Source organism: Streptomyces sp. NPDC007896, from assembly GCF_042959425.1.
Lineage (GTDB): Bacteria > Actinomycetota > Actinomycetes > Streptomycetales > Streptomycetaceae > Streptomyces.
In genome coordinates this window covers 324,119-341,185 of the sequence record NZ_JBIBKX010000002.1, presented here as the reverse complement: position 1 = coordinate 341,185, position 17,067 = coordinate 324,119, and the positions used below count along the sequence as shown (strand labels likewise).

Sequence of the window (17,067 nt, the reverse complement as noted above, 5' to 3'; positions counted from 1 at the left end):
CTCATCCTGCTGGCGCACACGGCGCCGTCACTGCTACGACCAGCGAAAACAGAACCTGAGGGCCTCCGTGCCGCGGGACCGGCGCGTACGCCGCGCGTGGCGCCGCCGAGGCTGATGAATCGCCGGAGGCGACCGGCCACACGGCCCTTCGGCGGTCGCACGGGGTCAGTTCGTGGCCGGGACCAAGGTGCCGAAGGAGGCGGCGGCCATCTGCTGGATGTAGCGCATCTCGGTGCCGTTGAGGTTGGTCGGGTTGACGGAGTAGACGACCTTGCGGGAGAGGTCGCGGGTGGCGAACACGCCGCTGGTGTAGCCGGGGCGGGAGCCGGTCTTGCCCCAGACCACGACTCCGTTGGAGGCCTTCACCCGCATGATGCCCATGGTCATGCAGGCACGGCCTGCGTCGGCCTCGGTGCGGCACTGGCTGCTGTGGAAGCTGGGGACGTCGGGGACGGTGAAGAGCTCGGCCTGCTGGGCCGGCGGGAGGAAACGGCCGCGGAAGAGAGCGGTCATGAAACGGTCGAGGTCGGCGGGGGTGGAGATCATTCCGCCCTCGGCCCAGGGCCAGGGGCTCTGTTCGGTGACGTCGACCGGGTGCGTGGTGCCGTCCGAGGACGTGACCGTCAGATAGCCGTGGGAGTGCGGGCCGGGCAGGCGCGAGTCGTCGGCGTCGGGGACGTAGGTGTCGTGCAGTCCGAGCGGCCGGGTGATCCGGGATCGCACCTCGTGGGCGAAGGTGTGCCCGGTGATCTTCTCGACCAGCAGGCCGGCGACGTAGTAGTTCATCCCGTTGTACTGCTGCGCGGTGCCCGGCGCGAACTCCATCGGCCGGCCTGCCATCAGGTCGACCACCTGCTGCGGGGTGAAGCTCTTGAGGCGGTTGGCGGCGAACCATTCGGGGCTGCCGTCGCCGAAGTCCGGGCTCGCGGCGCCGCGCGGCAGGCCGCTGGTGTGGTTGAGCAGCCGGCCGACCTCGACGGGCGGCAGGTCGGCGGGCAGGACGCCCGGAAGGTACTGCTGGACGGGCTTGTCCAGGTCGATCCGGTGCTCGGCGGCGAGCTGGAGGACGATGGTGGCGGTGAAGACCTTGGAGATGCTGCCGATCCGGATGTGCGCGTCGGTCGGGACGCCCTGACCTGTCTCCAGGTCGCCCACGCCCGAGGTGCCCGACCAGTGGCCCGCGCTGCCGGTGATCCGCAGCAGCGCTCCGGTGACGTCCGCGTTCGGCAGGCCACCGATGGCCGCCCGGAGCTCGGCCGGGTCGAGCCCTGGCAGCGGCGCGCCGGTCGCGGCGGCGGTGGCGGGCGCCGGTGCCGGTGCCGGGGTGACGGCAGAGGCGGGAGCGGCCATCCCCGCGGCCAGGGCGACCAGCACGGCGCCGGACGCGGTCACGGTGGTCCAACGGGTAAGGGCGGCAGAGTAGTTCACAGTGAGGTTCTCCGGAGTGGTGGCGGTCGGACCGGCGGTCGAACGGCCCGCCCACGAGTCTCTTGCGCCCGCCGGCCCAGCTGATCAGGGAACATCCCTGAGCAAACCCTGACCACACCCCGACACCTGACTGCGGGTCAGGAGAGGTCGTCGGCCACCTCGGCGGCGGTGGACGCGGCCGTGAAAGGGGTCGTGATCCGTGCGCTCACGGCCGCGCTCGCTTCACGGCACCGCCGCCACCTTGAACTTCACCGTCTCCTGAATCGACGCAGCGGCACCGGACAAGGAGGCCGTGGCGGTTCTCAGTGGGAGAGGAGTTGCTGGCCGCCGTCGATGTCGTACGTGGCGCCGGTGAGCGCGTCGTTGCACATGATGTGCACGGCGAGAGCGGCGACATCGGCCGGGCCGACCACCCGTCGGATGGGAAGCCTGGTGCGCAGTTCCTCGCGCCGGGCATCGACCTGATCCCCCAGCAGTGAGGCCGACAGGGGTGTGTCGACGAACCCGGCGGCGATGAGATTCACCCGGACCGGCGCCATTTCGAGCGCCAGGTTGGCGACGAGGGCGGGCAGAGCCGCGGTGGCTGCCGACGCGATGGCCAGGCCGACACCGGGGCGTCGGCCGCCGGTGCCGCCGATGAACAACAGGGTGCCGCCGGCGCGGATCTTGTCACGGCTGTAGAGGGCGACCCCGAGTGTCATGCCGAGGCGCTCGTCGAACGCGCGGCGGGCGTCGGCGAGGTCCATGCTCTCCAACGGCATGTAGTAGGGGCCGCCGGCTGTGACCAGTACATGGTCGACCGGTCCGGGCAGGTCCTGGAAGAACTGCCGGAGGCGGTCGGTGTCGGTGGCGTCGAACGCGGCTGTGGCGACGGGGTCCAGCTCCAGCGCGGCCTGCCGCAGCCGTTCGGGGTTGCGGCCGACCAGGACCACCCGGCCGCCGTCCGCACGTACCTGGCGGGCCGTCTCGAGTCCGATTCCCGCGCTGGCGCCGATGACCACGACCGTCCGGTCGGCGAGGCCGTGGCCGTGGTCGGGTTCGCTGCCCGTCATCTCTGCCTCCGGGTATCGGCCTGGTTCTCCTGTCATGGGCACGTGGTGTCAGCGGCCGGGGGCCCGCTTCCTCACCTCCTGGAGCACCCAGCCGTTGCCGTCCGGGTCGCTGAAGGTGGCGTAGGAGCCATAGTCGGCGCGGTCGGGGTGCGGGCCGGGCACCCGTTCCGCCTCCCCGCCCTGGTAGGTGACCCCCTGGGCGCCGTGGCCGTGCTGGAAGATCCCTCCGGCGTCGTGGAACACCTCGCTCATCTCGACGCCTCGGCCGCTGAGCTCCGCGTGGGCCTTCTCGATGTCCGGGACGATGAGGTACAGGCCTCGGACCGAGCCGGGCTCGGCGGAGGTCACCCCCTTGCCGAAGATGATGGCGCATTCGGAGCCGGGCGGCGTGAACTGCACCACCCGGTAGTCGTCATTGGCGGCGTGGTCGGCGTCCATCCGGAATCCCACCGCCTCGTAGAAACTTCTGGCCCGATCGACGTCGGAGACGGGCAAGACGATGACTTCGAGTTTCAGGTCCATGCGGAGGTCTTTCTTCTCGACGTCGACGCACCGCCCACTCCGGCGTGCGGAACGGGGACTCACTGGGTCTTTTTGGCGACCAACTGGAATGTTTCCGTGTGCTGTTGGGCGCTCGGCCGACCGTGCGGGGTCGATGTCGCGGCCGACACCGGCGGGGCGACGACGAGGGCGGCGGCCAGGCCCGCGACCGCGCTCAAGCAGCGCTGACTGATCCTGCGCATGGTGGGACTCCCACAGGGGGAGGAGATGCGCCCTTCATTCCCAACGTACCGGTTTGTATGTCCCCTCGCGCGACGTCCCCCACAGCGCCGCGCGCACCGGGGCGGCGTTCGCTACGTGGCTCGCCAGCCGGGTTCGAGGCGGTCGAGGAGGACGCGGAAGGCCGCGTCGGCCTCGTCCCAGTCGCCGTCGACCACGGGGCCGACGACCAGCCCGAAGGACGCGTCGACCAGGAGGACGGCCTCCGTGCGCGCTCGCGCCTCGGGCAGACCCATCTCACGGAAGACGGAGGTGCACAGGCCCTTCCACTCGGTGAGCGCGTCGCGCATGACGGGTCCGTACCGGTCGGGACGGAGCAGACCGGTGACCATGATCTCGAGATAGAGGGGGATCGCGGCGCGCAGGTCCGGGTCGCTGTACTGCTGCCAGACCTCCTCCATGAAACCGCGGAGCCCCGCCGGGTCCCTGGGAGCGCCGGCGGCGCCGAGCAGGCTCCGGGCGCGCAGGAGCGGTCGCCGCTCGTCCAGGGCGAGCGCCTCGGCGACCATGCGTTCCTTGGTGCCGAAGTAGTACAGGAGCATGCGGTCGCTGGTAGCCAGGGCCCGGGCCAGCGGGCGCAGGGACAGGTCCGTCAGGCCATTGCGGATCATGTACTCGCGGACCTGGTCCAGCAGGTCGCGTCGTTTGGCAGGGTCGGGCGGGCGCGGCATGGGGGCTCCCAGTGCGGTCGGGTCGGCGGTTGCCGTTGCGCGGGGCGGAGCGAGGCGGAATCGATATGTCTGATTTATTGCCTTCGCTGTGGTATTTACTGTAGCGCCCGCTACGCGTATATTTAATACGTAGCGAGTGCTACGCGAATGCGAGGCCCGGCATGCCCTGCCCGGTCAGCGGCGCACTTCCGCCGCCGCGGCAACCACGGCCGCCGACGCTTCAGAAGGGACTGATTCTCCATGGCCTTCCAGGCCATCGGCCTCACCGCGACCTCGCGCAGGGGATACGTTGCCCGGCTTTGCCGCCGCCGACAGGAAGAGTCGGGACGGAAGACCGCACTCACCTCATGGATCGCCCGGCACCAGGCTCTCTGGGCGCGCACGCTGGCACCCGTACGCCCCTTTGACGCGCCTCGCGGCCGCGCCACCGACTGGGACGCCTCCTGGCCCCTGCCGCGGGAGCTGACCTCGGTCCGCCGGGGCCGACGCCTGGTGATCGCGCAACTGGGCGACTGGGGTCTGCAGGACCTGACCGACACGGCCGAGCTCCTGGTCAGCGAACTGGTCACCAACGCCCTGTGCCACACGCGCGGCCCGCTGCGGCTCAACCTGCAGGTGCGCGACTCCCGCCTGCGGTGCGAGGTCGAGGACACCGACCCCACCGGGCCCGTACGGCGTGTCGTCGACACCGACGCGGAAAACGGGCGTGGCATCGACCTGCTCGATCTGCTCGCCGAGGCCTGGGGCAGCACCAGTACGGCCACCGGCAAGACCATGTGGTTCCAACTGCCGGCGAACGCATCCTCGCCGCAGGAGTCACCCGCCTGCGACTGAGCCGGTGCGCGCGCCGACCGTCGATCAGGCGGTCGCGACCGCCCGCGTCTCCCTCTTACGGGCACGGTAGGCCGCGGCCTTGATCCTGTTGCCGCAGGACTCCATGCCGCACCACTGCCGGCGCATGCCTCGCGAGCGGTCGACATAGACGCGGGTGCACTCCGGGTTGCCGCACTCCTTGAGCAGCGGCACATCCGGTCCGGCCAGCAGTTCGACGGCGAGCCGCGCCACGGTCGACAGCGCTTCCTCCGGGGTCGCCGCCGTCCACCGGCCCGCCGGGGTGAGCTGGGGTGTCGCCGCGGGCTTCCGGGCCGCGGCGTTCAGCACGGCCAGGGCCTCGTCGTCGTAGGCGTCGCCCAGCCGGCGGGCGGTGACCAGCGCGTAGACGGCCTCCCGCACCGCCGTCGCCCGCCCGACGTCGGAGTCCTGGCTCCCGGCGACGGAGTCGACGACTCCGGACTCCAGGTACCAGGCGTCGAGGCGGTCCGGCGAGGCGAGCATCTCGAACCGTAGCGAGCGGCGGGCGCGGAGTGTCGCGGCGAAGTCGAGTGCCGGGTTCCCGCAGACGAAGACGTGATCCAGATCCACATCACCATCTTGACAGGTGATGCGCGAGGCCGGAACATCTGGACACCATCACCAGTTGAACAGGTGACTGGTCGATGTCACCGACTGCGGTGCTCACACCGAAGTGCTCATACCGAAGCGAGGTACGCGAGATGACACAGGCGGAGCGGACGGAGAAGGCCCCCGACGCCGCGGAGGCGGCACGCCGGGCGCGGTTCGGCGCGCTGCCGGAGCGCATTCGGGTCGAGGACACGGTCGAGGAGCGGCCCGCCACGGTGCCCGACCCCGCGCGGGACGCGTACAGCGCGGACGACTGGCTCGTCCGCAACTGCCTGTGAACAGAAAGGAGTCCGGGATGACGACGAGAACACCACAGGTCCTCAGAGCCCTCACAGCGATCGTGGGGGTGCTCGTGATCGGCTTCGGCTGTTTCACACAGGTCTTCTGACAGCGCAAGGTTCCCCGTGCTCCCCCGGGCGCCGCGTGGCCGGTGATCCGTTACGCTGACCGCCGCTGACCTCGGGGGGAGACATGTTCGGCAAGAGGCTGCTGGTGGCCGGAGCGACCGCGGTTCTCATAGCCGGGCTGGGCGCGTGCGGCGGCGGTGGCGGGGGCGGCTCGCGCGGCGTGGACCCGGGAGCCGTGACCGACGTCGGCCAGAGCGGTGGGGGCACCGTCCAGAAGGCCCCGCCGAGCCCGGACACCATCTCCGGGCTCAGGGACTCGGTCCGCCACCTCGCCGCGAAGACCACCAGGGCCACCCGCCCGCACCTGGCCAGGAAGTGCACGTCCGCCACCAGGCAGGTCAGGCACACCCAGCGCACGGGCACGGGCACGCACCGGACGACCCGCACCTGGTACACCACGGAGCGGTACCAGAGCTGCAAGAAGGTCCGCAGCGGCACCGAGACGTACACACGAACCGTTCGGCCGCAGCGGTGGTGCGTGAGCCTGGACAACGTCGACGGCGACACCGCCAGGGACGACGTCTGGTACCAGGTCACCCCGGCCACCTACGGCAAAGCCCGCCACGCGGACGAGCACGCCCGCATGGAGTTCACGCCGACCCGCACCGGCTGCTGAACCACCCTCACCGCGCGACTCTCCCGGGGAACAGCCCGGTTCCGAGAGCGGCTGCGCCATGTTTTGAACAGTTAACTGTAAAGAACCTTGACAGACAATTGGTCTAGTCCAACCATGGTCCCTGTTCGCCCTTGGTCATGGAGAGCTCTCCGGCGTGTACCGACCGGTGGACATCGCACGAACCTTTCCGGATTCCCGCTGTCCCACCTGCTCTTCCTTCACCATGGGAGCCTCAATGAGACGATCTGGGCCACTTCGCGCGCTGCTGTCCGGCGCCACCGCGACCGCTCTCGCAGCCGGGCTGGTCGCGCTCGGCGGAGGCGGGGCGCTCGCCGCGGAGCGGGCGCCCGCGCATGTCGCGCGGCACATGCCCGCGCATGTGGCGGCGCCGTACTTCGAGGCCTGGACGGGCGAGAGCCCCGCCGCGCTCGCCGCCGAGTCGGGCAACAAGTACCTCACGATGGCCTTTCTCCAGACGGCCGCGGCGGGCTCGTGCACCGCGTACTGGAACGGCGCGGCCACCCAGCCGATCGCCAAGGCGACCTTCGGCGGGGACATCGCCACGATCCAGGCGCGCGGCGGCAACGTCATCCCGTCCTTCGGCGGCTACAGCGCCGACACCACCAACACCGAACTGGCCGACAGCTGCACCGATGTCGACGCCATCGCCTCGGTCTACGAAAGCCTCGTCAAGACCTACGGCGTCACCCGGATCGACCTCGACATCGAGGCCGACTCCATCAACAACACCGCCGGGATCGACCGCCGCAACAAGGCCATCACCAAGGTGGAGCGCTGGGCCGAACGGACCGGCCGCAGCGTGCAGTTCTCCTACACGCTGCCGACCACCGCCACCGGCCTCGCGCCCAACGGCGTGGCGCTGCTGAAGAACGCCGTCGACAACGGCGCGCGCGTGGACGTCGTCAACATCATGACGTTCGACTACTGGGACGGCGCCACCCACGACATGGCGGCCGACACCAAGACCGCCGCCTCCGGGCTGCACGGCCAACTCGCCGCGCTCTACCCGAAGAAGAGCCCGGCGAAGCTCTGGCACATGATCGGCGTCACCGAGATGCCCGGCATCGACGACTTCGGCCCGGAGGAGACCTTCACCACGCAGGACGCGGTGAAGGTGGAGAACTGGGCGGTCGCCAAGGGCATCGACACGCTCTCCTTCTGGGCGCTCCAGCGCGACAACGGCGGTTGCGTGGGCACGGCCGGCGCCAACTCCTGTTCCGGCATCGCCCAGGACACCTGGTCCTTCAGCCACATCTTCGAGCCGTTCACGCGCGGCATCGGCGTCGGCGTCGGCGTCGGCATCGGCTAGGGGCCCGTCCTCCATGGCGTCACGCGCCGCGCGAAACCCCCAGGTCGGGGACCTGGGGGTACGTCGATTCGCGGCCACTGGGCTGACGGTGCGCCAGAACCGCGCAGCGCGCGGAGACCTCAGTGATTGATCTTTGCGCAGGTGAGCGTCGTCTTCCCGTGGGCCGTCCTGACGACGAACTTGCTTCCGCTCAGACCGTCGACGTCGAACCTTCCCGTGTGGTCCGTCGAGACGGTGCCCGTGCTGGAGCCCGAGAAGGTCACCTTGGCGCCACCGGGGAATCCCACACCCCACAGGTGGTACTTGCCGTTCGACTCTCTTTCGACGTTGCAGGTCGCGCGGGGCGCGGCGCCGGGCGTGGTGGCGGGCGCCGCGTGGGCGGCGACCACATCGGCCGCACAGGACACCGGTGGGGAGGCCTCGCTCCGCCACGCCGTGCGCGCATCACCCCATCTGGGCAGTACGCCCCGCTCGTTCACCGGGGCGCCCCGTGAGACGCGAGGCCGTTTTTCATCGTATTGTCCCCTTTGTCGCATGGCAGCTCGTGGAGAACCGTCGCCGCAATGGCGGGATGATGGTCGGCATGCTCATCCGTATCGACGCCGTCGACCTGCCCGGCCGCACCTGTCCGGCCCCCGCCGGCAGCGGCGCGCCGACGTACGACAACATCCACGTGGCCGTACAACGCCGGGACCGTCCGGCCGAACTCCTCGAACCGCAGCCCGGTGACGCCGCGTTCGCGACCTGGACGCTGGAGTGCACCGCGCTCGCCTCACCGGCCGGCACGGACGTCAAAGGGCCCTACGTGCAGGACCGTCTGGGCCGCCGGTTCGTCTACCTGTCATGGGGCACGGTCGACGAGTCGGGCGTCTTCAGCATGTTCCGGCGCGCCAAGCTCATGCTCGACGTCATCCCCGCCGAGGTGCTCGCCGCCGCCGCGCGTGAGGGCCTGCTGGTCGGACGCCTCGGCCTGACCGACGCGCACGGCAACCCCCTGTGCGCGCGGGTCGAACCTCCGCACATCACATGGACCGCCGAGCCCGCCTCGTAGCCACCCAGCGCCCGCCACTATTGCCACATTGCGCAACTTTACAACCATCGGGCGGCGCCGAGCGTCCCCTACGTATGAGTCGGACGGATGAGAGTTCACGTGTGACGACCAGCGACCAGGCACGGCGGCCGCGCCGCAGAAGGAGCCCCCTGCGGATCGCCCTCGTCGTGGCCCTGACCGTGCTCCTGCTCGGCACGGCCGGACTCGGCTGGATCTATCTGAAGCTGAACGGCAACATCGACACCTTCGGCGCCGACGGCCTCTCCAAGGACCGGCCGGCCGGTTCGACGAAGGGCGAGAACGTCCTCGTCATCGGCTCGGACGCGCGCACGGACGGAAACAGCGCGCTGGGCGGTGGCGACAAGGGCGACATCGGCCGCTCCGACACGGCGTTCCTGTTGCACGTCTACGCCGACCACCGGCACGCCGTCGCCGTCTCGATCCCCCGCGACACACTGGTCACCCTCCCCCCGTGCAAGCTCCCGGACGGGACGTGGACCAGGACACGGCCGAACACGATGTTCAACGAGGCGTACTCCGTGGGGCAGACGGCCAAGGGCAATCCGGCCTGCACCCAGAACACGGTCGAGAAGCTGACCGGCCTGCGCGTCGACCACACCGTCGTCATCGACTTCAAGGGCTTCGCGGCCCTGACGCGGGTCGTCGGCGGGGTGAAGGCGTGCCTCCCGCAGGACGTGTACGAGAAGGATCTCAACCCCCACCGCGCCACCCGGGGCGGGCTGCTCTTCAGAAAGGGTGAGCAGAACCTCTCCGGGCAGCGGGCGCTGGACTACGTCCGTATCCGGCACGGCATCGGCGACGGCTCCGACATCGGCCGCATCAAACGCCAGCAGGCCTTCGTGGCCAGCCTGGTGAAGAAGGTGAAGAGCGACGGGCTCACCCCGACCCGACTGCTGCCGCTCGCCGACGCCGCGACGAAGTCGCTGACCGTCGACCCGGGTCTGGGAACGGCGAAGCGGTTGATCGGGTTCGCGATGTCGCTGAAGAACATCGATCTCCACGACACGAAGTTCGCCACCATCCCGTGGCGTTACCAGGGGGAGCGGGTCGCGATCGTCCAGCCGGACGCCGATCAGCTGTGGGCCGCGCTCAAGGCCGACCGCACCCTCGACGGCACCGACGCCGGCGAAAAGAAGGGCGAGCGGGGCGGGCGGACCGCCACGGCCACCGCGCCCGGTACCGCCGCGGAGGTCTCGGGGGACGGTATCGACGTCGCCGTCTACAACGGCACCACCACGCGCGGCCTGGCCTCGCGCGCCGCGACGGCCCTCACCGAGCACGGCTTCACCGTCACCCGTACCGCGAACGCGGTCGACCGGGACCGCGCCGGCACGGTGATCGAGTACGGCGCGGGCCTGCGGACCCGGGCCCAGACGGTCGCCCGGCTCTTTCCGGGCGCCGAGCTGAAGTCCGTGCCGGGCGCGGGCGTCGACGTGGTCCTGGGCCGGGCCTACGTCACCACGGGCAGCACGTCGGCCCCGGCCTCACCCACGTCCACGCCCACCGCCCTGCCCACTTCGGTGGCGCGTGACGCGCGCTCCGCCGACGACGACGTGTGCTCCAACCTGTCCTACGGATAGACCGCGTCTGCCGGAGGCGAAGTGGTCCCAGGCGGCGTGGTCCCAGGCGGCGTGGTGGCCGACGAAGCGGTGGCGGACAAAGAGGTGGCGGGCGAAGGAGTGGCACGCGGAGGGGGGTCGTGCGAAGGGGTGGCCTGCGGGGTGTTGGCCGCCCGCACGATGACGTAGAGGGCCAGGGCGAGGACCAGCAGAGTGAGCCACCGCCACCGCGTCCAGGATGCGGCCATGTCCCGCCTTCTCCCTTCCGCCCGTTCACCGGTGCGCCGAGGCGAATCGCTGGAGGGAAGAGTAAGCCCGCGTCACCCTCCGTCGTGGATGCGCTCGCCGCGCGGACCTTGATCACTGTGCGAGATCCCGTGGTCGTACACGTACGCCTACGCGTATGCGCACTCGTCTTCGCCCTGGTCCTCGGAGCGACGGCGTTCGTAGCGTGACCGCGTGGCCACCAGTCCCACCGCGTACAGGCCGAGGACGGCGGCGAGCAGCAGGTAGTACAGGGCGGGCAGCGCGGTCATGCCCAGCGGCGGGCCGAGCGGGGAGAGCGGCAGCGCGAGGCCGACGGCAGTGAGGGCGGCCGCGCCCCAGCCGACGGGACCCGGTTTCCGCCGGCCCTCGACGCCCCGGCGGCCGAGCCGCAGCAGGAGCATCACCAGGGCCTGGGTGAGCAGGTTCTCGGTGAACCAGCCGGAGTGGAACACGGACTCGTCGTTCGCCGTCCCGGGCCCGTGCACGGCGAGTGCGAGAACGCCGAAGGTCGCGAGGTCGGCGACGGCGTTCAGCAGGCCGAAGCCGGTGATGAAGCCCAGCAGATCGCGCGAGCGCAGCACGGTGGGGCGCTTCAGGGTGCCCGGCGCGGGGCGGTCGTAGGCGAAGGCGAGCTGGGCCGCGTCGAAGCACATGTTCTGCACGAGGACCTGTGTCGGCAGCATCGGCAGGAAGGGCAGCAGGATGCCCGCCGCGAGCATCGCGATCACGTTGCCGAGGTTGGAGGAGAGGGTGACCCGCAGATAGGTTCCGATGTTGCCGCTGGAGTAGCGGCCCGCGGTGATCGCGTGGGAGATCGCGGTGAGGTCCTTGTCGGCCAGCACCACGTCGGCGCTCTCCCGGGCCAGGTCCGTGGCGTCGCGCGGGCAGATGCCGACGTCCGCGGCGTGCAGTGCGGGCAGGTCGTTGACACCGTCGCCGAGGTAGCCGGTGGCGTGTCCGCGGGCGCGCAGGGCGACGGTGATACGCGCCTTGTGCTCGGGCGTGCAGCGGGCGAAGACGGTGGTGCGACGGGCGAGCTCGCCGAGTTCGGTGTCCGTGAGACCGTCGAGGTCGGCGGCGGTGCGTACCTCCCCGGGGTCGAGGCCCAGGTCGCGACAGGCGCGGGCGGCCGTGCCCGGGTGGTCCCCGGTCAGCACCCGTACGGCGACGCCCCGGTCGGCGAGCACCCGCAGTGCGTCGGCCGCGCTGGGCACCAGCGCGTCCCGCAGCGTGACGAACCCCTCGAAGGTGAGGCCGCGTTCGTCGGCCGGGGTGTAGTCGCGGTGGCGGGCGGGGCGGACGGCGGTGGCGACCGCCAGGACGCGCAGCCCGTCGTCCGTCAGCTCGTGGGCGCGGGCGAGCAGCCGTGCACGGGTCTCCGGCTCCAGCGCACAGCGCTCCAGTACGGCTTCGACGGCGCCCTTGACCAGCAGGGTGTGGAAGCCGACGGCGCCGGGGGTGCGTACGACGGCGGTGGCGAGGCGGCGTACGGGATCGAAGGGCAGCGCCGCGATCCCGTCGTACGCCGTCAGGTCGTCCTCGTCGGCCGTGTGCAGGAGCGCCTCGTCGAGGGCGTCGGGTGCGGGCAGGTCGGCGAGTTGCAGCGTCCACCAGGCGGCCGCGGCAGCCCGGCGCAGTACCTCGGGCGCGTCCTCGCCGTCCGCGTCCAGCGCGCGGTCGACGACCGGCCGGTCCTGGGTGAGGGTGCCGGTCTTGTCCACGCAGAGCACGTCGATGGCGCCGAGGTCGTGGAGCGCGGGCAGCCGCTTCACGATCACTCCGTGCGTACGGGCCAGCAGCGACGCCCCGCGGGCCAGGCAGGTCGTGACGATGACCGGCAGCATCTCCGGGGTCATCCCGACCGCCACCGCGACGGCGAACGGCAGGGTCTCCAGGCCCCGCCCGCGCAGGGCCGCGCCCGCCATCAGGACCAGCGGCGGGGTGAGCAGCATGAACCGGATGAGTATCCAGGAGATGCCGTGCACGGACCGGTCGAAGGCGCTCGCCTCCCGCCGCCCCGGGTCCCGGTACCCCTCGGCGAACCGCGTGTGCGCACCGGTCGCCACGACCACGGCGGTGCCACTGCCAGAGGCGACACTGCTGCCCTGGAAGCACAGCTGCGACTGCTCGAACAGCTCGCCCGCCGTGGCGCCCGGCGCGTCGACCGGGTACTTGGCGACCGGCACCGACTCTCCGGTGAGCGCGGCCTGGTACACGGTCAGCCCGCCGGCCCGCAGCAGCCGTACGTCGGCGGGGACCAGGTCGCCCGGACCGAGCCGGATCACATCCCCCGGCACCAGCTGGTCGACCGGCAGGTCATGGTCGGTGGGTACCGCGTCCGCGTCGGTCCTGCGCAGCACGGTGGCGGTGCTGGCGACCAGGTCACGCAGCGCCGCCATCGAACGGTCGGCCCGGTGCTCACCGGACGACCGCAGCACACAACTGACCACCACCAGTACGGTGATCACGCTCGCGGTGCCCCAGGAGGCCACGAGCGCCGAGACCAGGCCGAGGCAGAGCAGTACGGCGGTGAACGGATCCCGCAGACTGCGCAGGAACCGCCCGAACCAGGGAACGGGGCGCCGGGCGGGCAGGATGTTCTCCCCGAACCGGGCGAGGCGTTCGTCGGCCTGCGTCTGCGTCAGTCCCCGCGGACCGCTGTCCAGCCGCCGGAGCAGCTGAAGCGCGGTCGGTTCGCCGTGTTCCTCCCCGCCCGAAGTGGCTTGAAAGACCTGGGGTTCCTCTGCCGTCGGGCCGTCCGCGGAGGTGGGGCGCTCGGCGCCCCCTCCCGCCGTCGCGGACGTCTCAGCCACCGATCCCGCGCAGCCTGCGTACGGGTGCCGATGCCTCCTCGGCACGTGCGGCCAGCTGTCCGACCATCACGCGCACCACGGTCACGACATCGGGATCGTCGACGTAGTAGACCTGCCGGCGGCCTTCGCGCCGGGAGCGGACGAGACCCGCGAGCTTCAGCTTCGACAGGTGCTGGCTGACGGCGGGCAGGGCGCCGCCGACACGCTCCGCGAGGTGGGTCACGTCGCTCTCGCCCTGCGCGAGGGCCCACATGATGTGCAGCCGGTGCGAGGAGGCCAGCAGTCCGAACGCGGCGGCCGCGTCCGCCAGCACCTCAACGGGCGGATCATCGAAGCCACCCGCGTATGCCGTCACAGTCTCTTCTCCTGTCCCGCCCCGGGCCTTCGTGCCCGCGTCCGCGCCGACCCAGTTTAGGCGTCCGCCACCAGGTGGCTCCGCAGGTAGGGCAACAAGCCCCGCTCCAGCAGGGCCTGCCGCCATCTCTCCCGGGCCCGGTCCACGTCGGTTCCACCGGCGGGCTCCCGGCGGCCGTCGGACGTGCCCTCGCGCTGACCCTCGCGCTGACGCAGGGCCGTGCGCAACAGGGCCCAGAGACCGACGCACGCGGTGAGCGCCGCGGTGAGTGCGAGCACCCAGCCCGCCGTGACGACCGACGTGGCGAACCCGGCGGCCACCTCGACGAGACGCGCTCCGTACCCGATCAGCAGGAGCACCGCCGCCGCGACGGCGGCCACCACGGGGGTGAGCACGGCGAGAACGGGCCACAGCCCGCCTTCGGCGGCCTCACGGGCGTCACGGGTCTCACGGGCGGCGAGGTAGTCGCGGTACTCGTCGGCCGCCGCGGAGGCGATCTCCTCCGTGGCTTCCAGCGCCAGGTCCCGCAGCCGTCTCGCGGCCCTTCCGGTGGGGTCGCGGCGCAGTGCGGAACGGATGTCGACGACGTCGAGTGCGCACTGCAGCACTCGTTCGAATTCCACTCGATCCTCTTGCCGGAGGCCGGACACGTACGTCACACGTGGTCCCTGGTGTCGGCCTCGTCGAGGCGGGCGAGGAGGAACGGCATCATCCCGCGCTCCCGCAGGGCGAGTTGCCACGCTTCGCGCGCCCGCTTCACCTCCGCGTCCTCGCCGGCGGGCGCCCCGTCGTCCACCGCGGAGCGGTTGTGGGCCGCCGCGACCAGCAGACAGGCCAGATCGGCGACCGCGCCGCCGACGGCCACAGCCGCCGCGACGAACCCGGCCGTGAGCAGTCCCGCGCCGATGTAGGGGCGCCCGCCGAAGGCGCGCAGGGCGAGCCCGGACACCAGGAACACCGCCGCGGCGACGGCCGACAGACTCGGCACGAACACCGCCAGCACGGGGAGCAGCCCGCCCCCGCCGGTGTTGCCGTTGCCGTTGCTGTCGCGCTCACCGGTCTGCTCGGCTGCCAAGGCCTTGCTCTCGGTGTACGCGCGGTACTCGACGGCCGCCACGGCGGCGATGGCGGTGCGCTCCCGCAGCGCGCGGGTCCGCAACTGTTCCCGGTTGAGCGTCCCGGCGGACCGCTCCAGCGCATCGCTGATCCGCCGGGAGTTCAGGGCCTGGTCCAGGACCCGTTCGAAAGTCACGCTGATGTAGCCGATGTCCGCCCCTGAGGGCTCAGGTTCCGCCATGTCTCCCCCGTCGCCGCGCGCCAGTGTGATGGTTCCCGGATTGCGCAATCCCCAAAGGTTTCGAGCGCCGGCTCACGGTGCCGAGTCCTTGATGCCGGCGGCTGCTCGGTAGGCCTGGGTGGGGGTCATGGCGACGCCGTTGAGACTGACGGTCCTGTACGGGCTGACCTTGGCGCAGGTTTTGGACTGGTCGGCGGTCTCGGCGTGGGCGTTGGAGGTGGCGGCCTTGGTGTCGGCGGGTGCGGGAGTGGTGGCGGGGTAGGCGGTGCCGCTGGTCCAGTCGGTGCCGATGACCAGGGTCAGGCCGGTGCTGCCGGTGGCGTCGCTCTGCTTGAGGTGGGAGGACGGCAGGCCCAGGGCCTTGGCGGCGCTCTGGGCCTCGGCCTTGTGCCCGCTGCCGTAGGTGAGGGTGGTCGTGGACGTGGTGCCGGCGGCGTTGCCGGTGGTGGTGCCGGAGCTGAAGCCCTTGTCGATCAGGGCGGTGGCGACGGCGGAGGCCCGGCCGGCGACGGTGGTGCCGTTCTCCACGGTGACCGCGATCTGCGCGGCGGGGACCGCGGAGGCGGTGGCGGTGGCTTTGGCTGTCGCGGAGGCCGCGGCGGTCTTCTCGCCCGACGAGCTGGTCAGGGACTGGTCGTTCGCGATGGTGGCGAACAGACTCTGGGCCGTGGCGGCGGGCACGAGCCGGTTGCTGTCATTGGGGTCGGGCGCCGTCTGCATGGTGGTGAAGGTGATGCGCTTCGCCGGGACCTTGTCCACGTCGGCGGCGAGCCCGATCAGCTTCCTGATGGTGCCCAGGCCGGTGTCGACGGTGAGGGCCTTGGTGGCGGCGTCGGCCAGGCGGTAGACGGCGGTGGGGTCGGTGAGGGTGCCGGCGCTCTTGAACTTGCGGATCATCGAGCTGAGGAAGAGGTGCTGGGAGTAGGTGCGCCCCAGGTCGCTGCCGTCGCCGAAGCCGTGCCGGGAGCGGACGAACTCCAGGGCCGCGACGCCCTTGAGGGTGTGCGTGCCCTGAGCGAGTTTCAGGTGCGAGTAGGTGTCGTAGACGTCCTTGTCGACGCAGGCCGACACCCCGCCCACCGCGTCGGACATCTTCACCACGCCGGAGAAGTCGAGCTTGACGAAGTGGTCGATGGGGATGCCGGTGAGCCGGTGGACGGTGGCCACCTGGCAGGCGGGCCCGTACTGCAGGGCGCTGTTGACCATGCCGGTGTAGCCGTTCGTGGAGATGCCGGTCTCGGTGTCCTTGCAGGCGGGGACCGTGGTCACGGTGTCGCGGGGGATGCTCATCACGGTGGCGTTGGAACGGTCGGCGGAGATGTGCATCACCATCTCCACGTCCGCGTTGGACCCGGACTGCACGCCAGTCTGCGAACAGCCGCCGCCCAGTTTGCAGTCGCTCGCGTTGGTACGCCCGTCGCTGCCCATCACCAGGAGGTTGATCGGGGTCCTGCCGAAGGAGTCGGCCTTCTCCTTGCCCGCGCTGTCGCCCGTGCCGTCGGTCAGCGGGACGCTGTGGAGATTGCCGTTCAGATGCTCGTAGAACCACCACCCCACGCCCGCCGTGGCCAGGACCAGCACCGACAGCGATATCGCGGCCGTCCGCAGGATCCGCCTGCCCCGGCGTACGGGCCTGCCCCGGCGCCCCGCGCCGACCTTGGGACGCGCCCGGGACCCCGTCCGGGAGGGCGCGGAACGGGAGGGCGCGGAACCGGATGCAGGGGAACCGGAGGTAGCGGAACCAGAGGTGTGGCGCTGCCGGGGCACCCCGCGTGCGTGGCTGCGTGTGGCGTTGCCGGTGGGGGCGTCCCCAAGGTCAGTCATGTTCGCACTCCCACGAAACGGTCGGGCCGTTCAGGCATACGTCAGGCGTTGCGGGGCGCCTCACTTGCATGGTTGCGCAATATAACAACCCGGCCCGAGACCCAGCACGGCTCCCGCCCACCACCCCTTGAGAGG

19 protein-coding genes are annotated in these 17,067 nt (G+C 71.1%); 6 read left to right on the top strand and 13 right to left on the bottom strand.

Annotated features, from left to right (window positions below; all coding sequences use genetic code 11):
* Positions 1-165: 165 nt before the first annotated feature.
* The 5 genes from ACFZDJ_RS09200 to ACFZDJ_RS09180 all read right to left on the bottom strand — a co-directional run bounded on the left by ACFZDJ_RS09200 (position 166) and on the right by ACFZDJ_RS09180 (position 3,931).
* The gene (locus ACFZDJ_RS09200; protein WP_391057325.1) at positions 166-1,428 is read right to left on the bottom strand and encodes a serine hydrolase; all 1,263 of its coding nucleotides are present in this window, start codon (positions 1,426-1,428) and stop codon (positions 166-168) included.
* Between the two features lie 302 nt (positions 1,429-1,730).
* Positions 1,731-2,480, bottom strand: a complete 750-nt coding sequence (locus ACFZDJ_RS09195; protein WP_168493852.1) for an SDR family oxidoreductase — start codon at positions 2,478-2,480, stop codon at positions 1,731-1,733.
* Between the two features lie 48 nt (positions 2,481-2,528).
* A complete protein-coding gene (locus ACFZDJ_RS09190; protein WP_391057322.1) occupies positions 2,529-3,002 on the bottom strand; it encodes a VOC family protein in 474 nt (157 codons plus the stop codon).
* 59 nt (positions 3,003-3,061) lie between these two features.
* A complete protein-coding gene (locus ACFZDJ_RS09185; protein WP_390932982.1) occupies positions 3,062-3,223 on the bottom strand; it encodes a hypothetical protein in 162 nt (53 codons plus the stop codon).
* 111 nt (positions 3,224-3,334) lie between these two features.
* The gene (locus ACFZDJ_RS09180) at positions 3,335-3,931 is read right to left on the bottom strand and encodes a TetR/AcrR family transcriptional regulator (protein ID WP_391057319.1); all 597 of its coding nucleotides are present in this window, start codon (positions 3,929-3,931) and stop codon (positions 3,335-3,337) included.
* Between the two features lie 240 nt (positions 3,932-4,171).
* On the opposite strand from ACFZDJ_RS09180, the gene ACFZDJ_RS09175 reads away from it, so the two are divergent.
* Positions 4,172-4,765 (top strand): ATP-binding protein, encoded by a 594-nt coding sequence (locus ACFZDJ_RS09175; protein ID WP_391057316.1) that lies wholly within the window; start codon positions 4,172-4,174, stop codon positions 4,763-4,765.
* 24 nt (positions 4,766-4,789) lie between these two features.
* On the opposite strand, the gene ACFZDJ_RS09170 is transcribed toward ACFZDJ_RS09175, so the two are convergent.
* Positions 4,790-5,353 carry an ABATE domain-containing protein gene (locus tag ACFZDJ_RS09170; protein WP_390932980.1) on the bottom strand — a complete coding sequence of 188 codons (564 nt, stop codon included), beginning with the start codon at positions 5,351-5,353 and terminating at the stop codon, positions 4,790-4,792.
* Between the two features lie 131 nt (positions 5,354-5,484).
* Between ACFZDJ_RS09170 and ACFZDJ_RS09165 the strand changes: the two genes are divergently transcribed.
* The 3 genes from ACFZDJ_RS09165 to ACFZDJ_RS09155 all read left to right on the top strand — a co-directional run bounded on the left by ACFZDJ_RS09165 (position 5,485) and on the right by ACFZDJ_RS09155 (position 7,745).
* Positions 5,485-5,670, top strand: a complete 186-nt coding sequence (locus ACFZDJ_RS09165; protein WP_384908653.1) for a hypothetical protein — start codon at positions 5,485-5,487, stop codon at positions 5,668-5,670.
* Positions 5,671-5,863: 193 nt separating this feature from the next.
* Positions 5,864-6,415 carry a hypothetical protein gene (locus ACFZDJ_RS09160; protein ID WP_391057313.1) on the top strand — a complete coding sequence of 184 codons (552 nt, stop codon included), beginning with the start codon at positions 5,864-5,866 and terminating at the stop codon, positions 6,413-6,415.
* Between the two features lie 235 nt (positions 6,416-6,650).
* Positions 6,651-7,745 carry a glycosyl hydrolase family 18 protein gene (locus ACFZDJ_RS09155; RefSeq protein ID WP_391057311.1) on the top strand — a complete coding sequence of 365 codons (1,095 nt, stop codon included), beginning with the start codon at positions 6,651-6,653 and terminating at the stop codon, positions 7,743-7,745.
* Positions 7,746-7,864: 119 nt separating this feature from the next.
* Here ACFZDJ_RS09155 and ACFZDJ_RS09150 read toward each other — a convergent pair whose 3' ends face one another.
* The gene (locus ACFZDJ_RS09150; protein ID WP_390932977.1) at positions 7,865-8,224 is read right to left on the bottom strand and encodes a hypothetical protein; all 360 of its coding nucleotides are present in this window, start codon (positions 8,222-8,224) and stop codon (positions 7,865-7,867) included.
* Positions 8,225-8,328: 104 nt separating this feature from the next.
* Between ACFZDJ_RS09150 and ACFZDJ_RS09145 the strand changes: the two genes are divergently transcribed.
* Complete coding sequence (locus ACFZDJ_RS09145) at positions 8,329-8,796, top strand: DUF5990 family protein (protein WP_391057309.1); 468 nt, start codon at positions 8,329-8,331, stop codon at positions 8,794-8,796.
* A gap of 74 nt (positions 8,797-8,870) precedes the next feature.
* The gene (locus ACFZDJ_RS09140; protein ID WP_391057307.1) at positions 8,871-10,397 is read left to right on the top strand and encodes an LCP family protein; all 1,527 of its coding nucleotides are present in this window, start codon (positions 8,871-8,873) and stop codon (positions 10,395-10,397) included.
* Here the strand turns inward: ACFZDJ_RS09140 and ACFZDJ_RS09135 are convergent.
* From ACFZDJ_RS09135 to ACFZDJ_RS09110, 6 genes are all read right to left on the bottom strand, one after another.
* The gene (locus tag ACFZDJ_RS09135) at positions 10,388-10,624 is read right to left on the bottom strand and encodes a hypothetical protein (protein WP_391057304.1); all 237 of its coding nucleotides are present in this window, start codon (positions 10,622-10,624) and stop codon (positions 10,388-10,390) included. The two genes, ACFZDJ_RS09140 and ACFZDJ_RS09135, sit on opposite strands and share 10 nt — an antisense overlap.
* A 147-nt stretch (positions 10,625-10,771) precedes the next feature.
* Positions 10,772-13,456 carry a magnesium-translocating P-type ATPase gene (mgtA, locus tag ACFZDJ_RS09130; protein ID WP_391057302.1) on the bottom strand — a complete coding sequence of 895 codons (2,685 nt, stop codon included), beginning with the start codon at positions 13,454-13,456 and terminating at the stop codon, positions 10,772-10,774.
* Entirely contained in the window at positions 13,449-13,811 is a 363-nt protein-coding gene (locus ACFZDJ_RS09125) for an ArsR/SmtB family transcription factor (RefSeq protein WP_384908640.1), read from the bottom strand. Before ACFZDJ_RS09125 ends, mgtA begins: the two co-directional genes overlap by 8 nt.
* A gap of 56 nt (positions 13,812-13,867) precedes the next feature.
* Complete coding sequence (locus tag ACFZDJ_RS09120; RefSeq protein ID WP_391057300.1) at positions 13,868-14,434, bottom strand: hypothetical protein; 567 nt, start codon at positions 14,432-14,434, stop codon at positions 13,868-13,870.
* Positions 14,435-14,466: 32 nt separating this feature from the next.
* Positions 14,467-15,108, bottom strand: a complete 642-nt coding sequence (locus tag ACFZDJ_RS09115) for a hypothetical protein (RefSeq protein WP_391057297.1) — start codon at positions 15,106-15,108, stop codon at positions 14,467-14,469.
* Positions 15,109-15,180: 72 nt separating this feature from the next.
* The gene (locus tag ACFZDJ_RS09110) at positions 15,181-16,932 is read right to left on the bottom strand and encodes an LCP family protein (protein WP_391057294.1); all 1,752 of its coding nucleotides are present in this window, start codon (positions 16,930-16,932) and stop codon (positions 15,181-15,183) included.
* Between the last annotated feature and the right edge of the window lie 135 nt (positions 16,933-17,067).